Consider the following 9,546-nt stretch of genomic DNA (forward strand, 5'->3'; position numbering starts at 1 on the left):
ACTAGCTCACAATCTGCTTAATTTGTCAATGCCTTCTACTGGACTGGCTCTCTAGAGAAGCTCGACCAGTTGACAACCCGTCTCCAGGAGCCATTGCATCTAATTTGCGTGCAGGACGTTTTTTCAGTTTATCTTTGGGTATCAGTTGTACCATGTTGCGGAGGTTCTGAATCTCTGCTCGCGTTAGAGGAGTTATGGCACTTACCCTATTTGGCAATGGCAGTACTATAATTCCCCATAAACCAATCACTAATAGTGGAAACGATTTATAAAGCATAGTTTGATAACTTGTGAATATACAATAAAGCTTGCGGCAAATTTTAAAGTTAGTAAGTTGGCGTTAAAAAAGCAAGCTATATAACAAAATGTAAAATCAGCGAATAGCTAGAAATTGGCCATTACATAGTTTTTACAAAATTAAATATACATGGGTTTTATCATGTCGACTTACTTAACGTTCTTTTGTCACTCTTGGAAAACAAGATAGAATCCATAGCTAATACTTTGATTTACACAAGGTTTAAGACTTTGTTTTTTAACATGAATGAAAATTTTTAGCCAAAAAGTGAAAAACAAAGTTAAGAGAGGCTTTCAGCGATTGGGTTCTCCCAGCCTGATAAAAGAAGGTTATTTGATATCAATAATTAAATCAAAAATACCTTAGATATAATCGATTCTAATCAGATCAGCTACAGAGATAAGAAGCTGTTAGGGATGCGCTGTGAAGTAACTTACTGGCTATATTTCACTAACCTTGAGCAAGATAAATAGTATCGCCTCATCTCAGTTTTGCAAAAAAATCCGGCTATGAATCCGAAAATCAGCAATGTCAGTTTGTAGTTTAAGTATATACTTACAAGGTTAAGATCAATGCACTCAATTATATCTTCTGAGTCGGAACTTTCGATACAGCTTACGGGTCTACATTTGCCAAATGCGATCAACGCAATCTAACAAATGCGACTCAAAAACTGGAAGAATTTATTTTTTTGTATTTTGTTAACATCCAGTAGTGGAAGCTGGTGTTGCATTAGAGTAGATGCGGTAGAATCTGCAAATACAGATATTTGGCGTCCTAAAAATTTAGCAAATACACAGCTAACTGATGAGCTATGTCAGAATTTGGAGCAAGGGGCAATTAACTCTTTGTGCAAGCAATCCGGTGAGTCGCATCTTTTAGACTCTCAGATGCCGTTAAATGTGACACAGCAAACACCAGAAACGACTCAAACCCCAGGCCAAACTGAAGAACCTGAAAATATTCAAAAGCAAAATGACTCGCCACAGCTAGAATTGCAGCCAAGTAATTTGCCTACATCTCCTTCAGAGTCAAAAGAGCAACTGTTGAATCCACCTGAGATAAAGTATTCCGAAAGGCTAGATAAGCTAATACAATTGCTGCGATCGCCAAAACAGCCACCTGAATCTGATAGCGATCGCGAATTGGGATTGCGGGTGCGGTTACGACCCCTAGAACAGCAGCTACCACCGATACAACAACCCAGAATACCTAACGTTAAACCCGTAGGCTATCTACTGGGTCGTGTAGGCTACTTTCAAACGAGTAATATTTTTTCCTCAAATGATAGTCCCATAGAAGATGGTTTAATCATTTCTGGGCTGACACTAGCCTCTGCATATTTCCCTTTGACATCTAAGACTTATTTAAACGCCTCAATTGATGGCAATCTCATTCGTTATATCAATCAGTCGCAATATCATTACAACCAGGTGAGATTTAATCTTAGCCTTTACCAGCAGCTATCGCAGCGAATGTTCGGAGAAATCAGTTGGAGCAATCAACACTTATTTTATGCCAACAACAGCGATCGCCTGAATAGCTTTAAAGCAGGCGATCGTTTTTTAAATGAGAATTCTTTTCAACTGTCTCTGGGACGGCGAGATCCCTTGACTCCAAGATTAACGTTAGATAGCTTCTACGAATTGAGTGTAAATTTTGCTGATCCCCTAAGTCGTAATCGGATAATAAATTCCTTTTGGGTTTCTCTGAACTACTACTTGCAAAAACCTCTCCAGGTTGGTATCGACTACCAGGGTAACTTTTCGGACTTTACACAGCGCGATCGAGAAGACCAATTTCATCGGCTATTCGGCCACTTAAATTACCGAATATCTGATACAAGCAATTTGAATGTGCAAGCTGGAGTAAATTTAGGCAGTTCAACCGCCGAAAACATTGATTTTGACGGCTGGTTCTTCACTATTAATTACAATTTTCAATTAGGTCGGTTTTGAAATTTGTCCTTTGTTAAAAACCAATGACTAATGACTCTGACGCGTGACGCTTGTTTCTCTTTACGAGACGCTGCGCGTAGCTCACTAATGACCAATGACTATAAATAAGAAATCCAATCACTCCAACTGCCAGCATAAAGCTTACCTTTGCTAATGCCAGCTAATTCTAAAGAAAGTAAATTTACGCAAGCAGTAACGCCAGAACCACAATAAACCAAGATTTCTGCGGCTGTTTCTAGCTGTTCCCACCGACGGCGTTGTTCTGGTTGAGGGAGTAGGTAGCCATTCGAGTCTGTAACTTCTTGCCAAGGATAGTTGACTGCACCAGGAATATGTCCGGCAAGTTTATCAATTGGCTCTCGTTCACCTCGATAGCGATCGCTTTCTCTTGAATCTACTAATACTACGTTGTGGCTATCTTTCTGGCTTTTCACTGCTGTAATATCTACCACCTTTTCTGTTTGCACTTGAGCTACAAACGTACCCATCCGGGGTTCAGGAACGGCATCTGTAACAGGATATCCAGCTTTTTGCCATCCAGCAAAGCCTCCATCCAGTACTGCTACTTGCTCATGTCCTAGATAGCGTAAAAGCCACCATAGACGAGCCGCAAAAGCAAAACGCGAATCATCATAGGCTACAACTAAACTTTTTTGGTAATTTACCCCAATCGCTGCAAATTTTTTAGCTATATCATTGGGGTTAGGTAAAGGATGTCTCCCACCATGCTTACCCACTGGACTGGAAAGATCCTGATTCAAATCCAGATAATATGACCCCTCTATATGATTTATTTGGTACTGTTGTTGCCCTAGTGGTGGATCGGCTAGAGAAAAGCGACAATCCACAATAACGACTTGTGGATCTTCTTGATGTTCAAACAACCAAGCTGGTGAAACAACAAATTTGGTATTGGGCATGGGGCATTAGCGATTATTTAAAAGCAAAACTATTAATTGGCGATGCTAGAACTACGATAATGGTAGTACGTCAGTCGGGTTTCTGGGCAGATGCAATTTTCCTCGATCCCTTTTCACCACCTCAATGTCCTCAATTATGGACTGTTGAATTTATTAAACAACTCTCATTCTGTTTAGATCAAAATGGTTTATTAGCTACTTATTCTTGTTCTGCTGCTGTACGCGCAGCACTTTTATCCGCTGGTTTGGTGATTGGTTCTACCCCACCTGTGGGAAGGCGATCGCCTGGAACTGTGGCAACCCATTCCAGGAGTGCTGAGTGTAAAGATTACTCAGTACTTACCCAATGCCCCGCTACCGCTAACACCACTCAGCACTGCCTCAACGCCACGCTACCGCTAACAACACTCACTCCCCTCTCGCAAGTTGAAAAAGAACACTTACTTACCCGTGCTGCCATTCCCTATCGCGATCCGAAATTAAACGATTCAATCGAAGTCATAGTAATGCGGCGACAACAAGAGCAACAAGCCTCTTCACTGGAGCCTACCTCCCGTTGGCGAAAAAGGTGGCTATTGGGAATGCAAGGCAGGGATTTTATGGGAACTAGTTTTTAACTATACTAATGATCTGTGAGCTTGCTCCTAAACAAGTTGCTTAAGCCCTAAGTCTGAATCAAGCCTGATTTTGTGAAGTTTCACAAAGAATTGGTATTAAGCAGTGATCGCTTGCAGCGTTAAACTAGTACCCCACGGCGTAAATAGAGCAACCATTTAAAATCCATAAAGAGCTTATTACATAATACTTTTGACTTTTGACTTTTGACCCTTCTCTGCGGCATAGCTACGCGTTAAGCGTAGCTATGCCGCAGGCTTTACGACTGCGCTCAGGGTCAATTTTTGACTTCCGCCTTACGGTACTAGTTCCTTACTCCTTAATTCCAGAGAAATTATCTATATTTTCCAAAAATTCTGATTCCCTTTCCAGACACTCAGGCAATGAGTTTTTCCGATGCAAATAAATAAGAATTATGATAGTATCTAATTTTACATATTGTTTGGGTATTACGATAACTGAGTAAGTAAAAATATGTATACTTAATGATTACTATAAAGACTTATAACTAAAAACCCTATATTTTGAGAGAAAGCAAGCAATTACAGTGGTTTTTGGAGCTATCGTATAAGAAAATATCCGTAAAAAGCCTGATTTAACATCTGTTAAAATTAATCATACTGGAATTAGAAGCAAAAAATTTGACAACAAGATACTCATTATTCGTAACATAAAAGATACATGCTGCTAAAAACTTAGATATACAGCTTGACATCATGCATAATCCCTATAAAAACTCTGGTTCTGATACAGCCAAATATTAAATTTTTTTGAAATCTAACACTGTTAACTTGTGCAAAAAACTGGAGTGCCTTTGTGATTCAATGGAAATCCAACCATACAGGCTTTACAGAACAAATTGTTAATGAGTCTAACCCCATTAACACAGTGAAGAGTATCGGTTCAAATCATGCCGTAGGATCGCACAATAATGTGGAGGCTTATTCTTTAGGGTTATCTCAAGAAGACCTTATGCTTAAAGATAGCCAACCAGTGTCTTCTTGGATAAAAGTTGATGTTAATTATGATGATTCATTGGCCTCTAGAACACTACAAGCCAAAGGTTCTAAAGTGAATGGGTTTGATTTAGATCCGCCAAAGGTTTTAGTCGTTGACGATCATGCCGCCAGTCGGATGACTGCTGTTGCCCTCTTGGGGATGGAAGGATACGAAGTGATTGAGGCGGATAGTGGTTCCATTGTTGTAGGATTGGTAACTCAAAAACAGCCAGATTTGATTTTGCTGGATGTAATGATGCCAGAAATGGATGGATTTGAAGTGTGCCAATTGCTTAAACAAGATGAGCAGACTCGGCTAATTCCAGTGATTTTTATTACAGCATTAAATGACAGGCGATCGCGTATTCGGGGAATTGAAGTTGGGGCAGATGATTTTCTCACCAAACCCTTTGATCGTGTAGAACTGGCGGCGCGTGTAAAGTCCTTAGTGAGGCAAAAGCGTCTAAACGAAGATTTAGACCATGCCGAACAAGTACTATTTTCCATTGCCATGTCGATTGAAAGTCGTGATCCCAATACAGGCAACCATTGTGAACGCTTGGTAAAATTGGGGCAAGTTTTTGGTGAATACCTCAACCTCTCACGCTACCAAATTCGAGATTTAAGGTGGGGTGGTTATCTCCACGATATTGGTAAGGTGGGTATTCCCGATGCAGTGCTGCTGAAAAAAGGCAAACTCACCCCCGAAGATTGGCAGATCATGCAGCAGCATGTTTTGATTGGAGAAAAAATCTGCAAGCCACTACGCAGTATGCGGGGTGTAATTCCGATTATTCGCCATCACCACGAACGCTGGGATGGCTCAGGCTACCCTGATGGACTCAAGGAGAATGATATTCCCTACCTGGCGCAAGTATTTCAGTTGATTGATATTTACGATGCCCTAACCAGCGAACGACCTTACAAAAAAGCTTTTACTTCAGTAGAAGCACTTTCAATTATGCAACAAGAAACTGATTCCGGTTGGCGTAATCCCAAACTAATGCAGCAATTTGCCGAGTTTATTCGCTCCTATTATGAAAAAGAGTAGGGAGTCAGAAATTTTGTAGCTGCCGTGATCAGCAAAAATTGGTATAGTCCTCACTCATTGTATATTTCAGTCTTCTATGATTAGCTAGTATGATTTGAGCCTAAATCTTAAAGTACTAACAGCATTAATCATAATTTCACTGATAGCTAACTATGGTAGTTGTAGCAATTCTAGCGGCGGGACGCGGCACACGGATGAAATCACGCTTACCCAAGGTTTTGCATTCTTTGGGGGGGCGATCGCTAGTTGAGAGAGTTCTCGAAAGTGTAGAACCACTTTCGCCTTCACGGCGAATCGTGATTGTGGGATATCAGTCTGAGGAAGTGCAAGCTGCCATGCATTCAATTCCCAGCTTGGAGTTTGTTGAACAGACTGTGCAACTGGGTACAGGTCATGCCATCCAGCAATTACTTCCTCACTTAGAAGACTACACAGGAGATTTGCTGATACTTAACGGCGATTTACCGTTGATACGCAGCGAAACTCTCAAGCAGATGTTACAAACTCATACCGGAAATCAAAACGCCGCCACAATTCTTACCTCGCACCTACCCGACCCTACAGGCTACGGGCGAGTTTTTTGTAACGATGAAAATATTGTGCAGCAAATGGTCGAACACAAAGATTGTAATGCTGCTCAAAGACAAAATCACCGGATTAACGCTGGAGTTTACTGCTTCCGTTGGCCAAATTTGGCAAAGGTGCTTCCCCATCTACAGGCAAACAATGCCCAAAAAGAATACTATCTCACTGATGCTGTGACTCAAGTGGGAAAAGTTATGGCAGTAGATGTGGAAGATTACCAAGAAATTCTCGGTATTAACGATCGCTTGCAATTGGCAACAGCATACGAAATTTTGCAAAGGCGAGTCAAGGAAAAATGGATGCTAGCAGGTGTTACCCTCATCGACCCCACAAGCATTACCATTGATGAAACAGTAGAATTACACCCAGATGTAATTATTGAACCCCAAACTCACTTGCGGGGAAATACCGTTATTCAAACGGGAAGTCATATTGGACCGGGAAGTTTAATTGAAAATAGCCAGTTGGCTGAAAATGTTACAGTGCAGTATTCAGTGGTAATAAATAGTACTGTGCAAGCAGGAAGCAGGATTGGCCCTTATACTCATTTACGCGGTCAGGTACAAGTAGGTGCTGGTTGCCGTGTAGGAAATTTTGTGGAATTGAAAAATACGCAGTTAGGCGATCGCACAAATGCAGCCCATTTGTCGTATATAGGTGATACCGTTGTCGGCAATCAGGTAAATATTGGTGCAGGTACAATTACTGCTAATTATGACGGCGTGAAGAAACACCGGACAAAAATAGGCGATCGGACAAAAACAGGTTCCAATAGCGTTTTAGTAGCTCCAATCACCTTGGGAGATGATGTCTACGTAGCTGCTGGTTCCACTGTTACAGAAGATGTGCCTAATGATTCTTTGGTAATTGCCCGTAGTCGTCAGGTAGTGAAACCTGCTTGGCGCAAAAAGAGCCAGTAAAGCGATAATTAAATCATCAGATTAGCTGATTTAACTAAAGGTAAAAGATGAGGAAAACAAAACAACCTAACATAAGTGCCTTCTGCCCTCGTCCCTCTGCCTTTCTTTGTAACCGTTCCTGTTCCTAATTATGACGAGCTTCGTGTCGGTACTTTACGATCTATTATTCGCCAGTCAGGATTGCCACGCGCTCTTTTTGAGGTGAATTAGCAGAAGGTGGAGGTTAAGCAATCTCATGGTTAATTAGGTTCCTAATGCACCCTTGTATCTTAATTATTTCACCGCTCAAGTACAATCAAATGGTTTGTATGGTTTTAGCTTGTCCCATTTGAGTCATCAGAGCAAGACAAACCCAATTTAGTATGGAAGAACTGCTAGAACTTAGGCAATTTCTAGAGCAAGGCAAAATCCATGAGGCGCTACTGTTGGTGGATGAGTTAGAAGAAATGAGCCTCGGTGACAAAATCAATAAAATTGATAGTTATGGTGTAATTCTGCTCATCCATTTAATTAAACAAAAGTCCGAAAAACGTTCTAATCGCTCTTGGGATGTTTCGATAGAAAATACAGTGCGGGAAATCAACAAAATAAACAAGCGCCGCAAATCCGGTGGGTTTTACTTGAATCAAGCAGAATTAATGGATATTCTGCAACAAGGATATCAAGTGGCACTGAAAAGAGCGGCGCTAGAAGCTTTTGAGGGGCGTTATGAAGCCCAAGAATTAGCTGCAATGGTTAACCAGCAAGAAACTTTAGCCCAGGCACTAGAACTGATTCAGCAATAGCCGATCAGTTCGTTGTCAGTCCATTCCAAAGTGTCACCAACTTTTTCGCCATCGTGGTAGGCGGCGAGTAAGATTTCGCTAGTTTTTCCCCAAGCGATCGCTCCACTGGCATCTAAGGCGATCGCTCCTAAATCTCGTTTGTTCTGGTGGGCTTCTCCAAAGGAGCGCTGCATGGCCTCCTTCAGGGACATCCCATCAGTGACACGTACTACAATTCTGGGAGCTAGGCACTCATCGATGATATCTTCGCCAATGCCAGTACAGCTAACACCAGCATTCCTAGTAGCATAATTACCTGCTGGCATAGCAGAATCGCTTACCCTGCCAATCCGCTCAAAGCCCTTACCACCAGTGGAAGTACCAGTAGCTAGCCTACCAGATGCATCTAGAGCTACCACACCGATAGTCCCACGTCCAGCATTGCTGGTTTCTAGTAGTTCGGGTTCTGCTACCACACCAGCCATTGAGCTTTTAAAATTATCCTGGCGCTCTTGTATCCACTCTTGTAACCGCAAATCAGTTAAAGCGTTATAGCTGGGAATTTGCATTTCCCGCGCTAATTCAGCCGAACCGAAATCTGATAGCACTCGGTCTGGTGAGTTTTGTAAAAATTGGGCTAACTCAATGGGATTTTTCACCCGCGAAATATTAATTACACCACTAAACCTTCCTAATGCGCCATCCATCAGGGAAGCACTCATGCGGATTTGCCCATCAGATTGTAGTACTGAACCAGTACCAGCATTAAAGCGGGGATTATCTTCGAGCATTTGGCAACCATGCACCACTGCCTCTGAGGCAGTTGCTCCGCATAATAGTAGAGAATAGACTTCTTCTATTACTGTATGGAGCGATCGGCGCACCGACTCCAATCCGCCTTTACCGTGGAGAGAACTACCAGCCCCCCCATGAATAATTAATTTAGGTTGCACCAGTGACTCCATTAATCTCTTGCGCTATTTGCGTCTGTGTTGCGGTTAGTTTCATTTTGAGCTTCAGAACGGCGACGACGACAACGTTCTGAGCAGTATTTCACATCGTCCCAACAATCTTGCCACTTTTTACGCCATGTGAAAGGACGTTGACATACCGGACATATTTTTGTCGGTAGGTCAGATTTAGAACGAACACGTCCCATAGAAATGCTGTGTATTTGAGAATTTGATTTCTGAGACAGATGGAAAATAATTATAGCCAGTTTGCTAAGAAGGCAGGATACTTTGGGCGAAAAAATATATTGTCAATCTCTCTATAGACATATTTTGTATATTTATTTGAAAAAAGAAGGGTTAGGGGTCAAAATGTTTCGATACGTTCTTCTAAGTCTCCATATATTTCCTGAAAAGTGAACTTAGTTGCTAGGGAGCATCCACTTTTGGAAGAAACATAATTCTGATACTCCGAAAACCCTACTAT

The 9,546-nt window shown here is 41.6% G+C and carries 8 protein-coding genes and 1 pseudogene; 5 read left to right on the forward strand and 4 right to left on the reverse strand.

Features of this window, described 5'->3' with window-relative positions:
- Positions 1-25: 25 nt before the first annotated feature.
- Complete coding sequence (locus VB740_RS15445) at positions 26-277, reverse strand: hypothetical protein (protein WP_323200864.1); 252 nt, start codon at positions 275-277, stop codon at positions 26-28.
- Positions 278-957: 680 nt separating this feature from the next.
- Here VB740_RS15445 and VB740_RS15450 point away from each other — a divergent pair.
- On the forward strand, positions 958-2,256 hold the full coding sequence (locus VB740_RS15450) for a hypothetical protein (protein ID WP_323200865.1): 1,299 nt from the start codon (positions 958-960) through the stop codon (positions 2,254-2,256).
- 98 nt (positions 2,257-2,354) lie between these two features.
- Here VB740_RS15450 and VB740_RS15455 read toward each other — a convergent pair whose 3' ends face one another.
- Complete coding sequence (locus VB740_RS15455; RefSeq protein ID WP_323200866.1) at positions 2,355-3,176, reverse strand: sulfurtransferase; 822 nt, start codon at positions 3,174-3,176, stop codon at positions 2,355-2,357.
- A gap of 17 nt (positions 3,177-3,193) precedes the next feature.
- On the opposite strand from VB740_RS15455, the pseudogene VB740_RS15460 reads away from it, so the two are divergent.
- The 4 genes and pseudogenes from VB740_RS15460 to VB740_RS15475 all read left to right on the forward strand — a co-directional run.
- A pseudogene (locus tag VB740_RS15460) lies at positions 3,194-3,793 on the forward strand (MnmC family methyltransferase); the annotation flags it as partial.
- A gap of 814 nt (positions 3,794-4,607) precedes the next feature.
- Entirely contained in the window at positions 4,608-5,840 is a 1,233-nt protein-coding gene (locus tag VB740_RS15465; RefSeq protein ID WP_323200867.1) for a two-component system response regulator, read from the forward strand.
- Between the two features lie 152 nt (positions 5,841-5,992).
- Positions 5,993-7,345 carry a bifunctional UDP-N-acetylglucosamine diphosphorylase/glucosamine-1-phosphate N-acetyltransferase GlmU gene (glmU, locus tag VB740_RS15470; protein ID WP_323200868.1) on the forward strand — a complete coding sequence of 451 codons (1,353 nt, stop codon included), beginning with the start codon at positions 5,993-5,995 and terminating at the stop codon, positions 7,343-7,345.
- Positions 7,346-7,707: 362 nt separating this feature from the next.
- The gene (locus VB740_RS15475; RefSeq protein WP_323200869.1) at positions 7,708-8,130 is read left to right on the forward strand and encodes a DUF29 family protein; all 423 of its coding nucleotides are present in this window, start codon (positions 7,708-7,710) and stop codon (positions 8,128-8,130) included.
- Here VB740_RS15475 and VB740_RS15480 read toward each other — a convergent pair.
- Together VB740_RS15480 and VB740_RS15485 are read right to left on the reverse strand one after the other, a co-directional pair.
- Complete coding sequence (locus tag VB740_RS15480; protein ID WP_323200870.1) at positions 8,121-9,074, reverse strand: isoaspartyl peptidase/L-asparaginase; 954 nt, start codon at positions 9,072-9,074, stop codon at positions 8,121-8,123. The genes VB740_RS15475 and VB740_RS15480 overlap by 10 nt on opposite strands.
- Positions 9,074-9,268 (reverse strand): DUF2256 domain-containing protein, encoded by a 195-nt coding sequence (locus tag VB740_RS15485; RefSeq protein ID WP_094350216.1) that lies wholly within the window; start codon positions 9,266-9,268, stop codon positions 9,074-9,076. The genes VB740_RS15480 and VB740_RS15485 overlap by 1 nt, the downstream gene beginning before the upstream one ends.
- Positions 9,269-9,546 lie beyond the last annotated feature (278 nt).

The organism is Nostoc sp. UHCC 0251 (assembly GCF_034932245.1).
Classification (GTDB): Bacteria; Cyanobacteriota; Cyanobacteriia; order Cyanobacteriales; family Nostocaceae; genus Nostoc.

Coding starts and splice junctions, on each gene's coding strand:
- VB740_RS15445 (WP_323200864.1), bottom strand. CDS start 277: ATGCTTTATAAATCGTTTCCACTATTAGTGATTGGTTTATGGGGAATT.
- VB740_RS15450 (WP_323200865.1), top strand. CDS start 958: ATGCGACTCAAAAACTGGAAGAATTTATTTTTTTGTATTTTGTTAACA.
- VB740_RS15455 (WP_323200866.1), bottom strand. CDS start 3,176: ATGCCCAATACCAAATTTGTTGTTTCACCAGCTTGGTTGTTTGAACAT.
- glmU (WP_323200868.1), top strand. CDS start 5,993: ATGGTAGTTGTAGCAATTCTAGCGGCGGGACGCGGCACACGGATGAAA.
- VB740_RS15475 (WP_323200869.1), top strand. CDS start 7,708: ATGGAAGAACTGCTAGAACTTAGGCAATTTCTAGAGCAAGGCAAAATC.
- VB740_RS15480 (WP_323200870.1), bottom strand. CDS start 9,074: ATGGAGTCACTGGTGCAACCTAAATTAATTATTCATGGGGGGGCTGGT.
- VB740_RS15485 (WP_094350216.1), bottom strand. CDS start 9,268: ATGGGACGTGTTCGTTCTAAATCTGACCTACCGACAAAAATATGTCCG.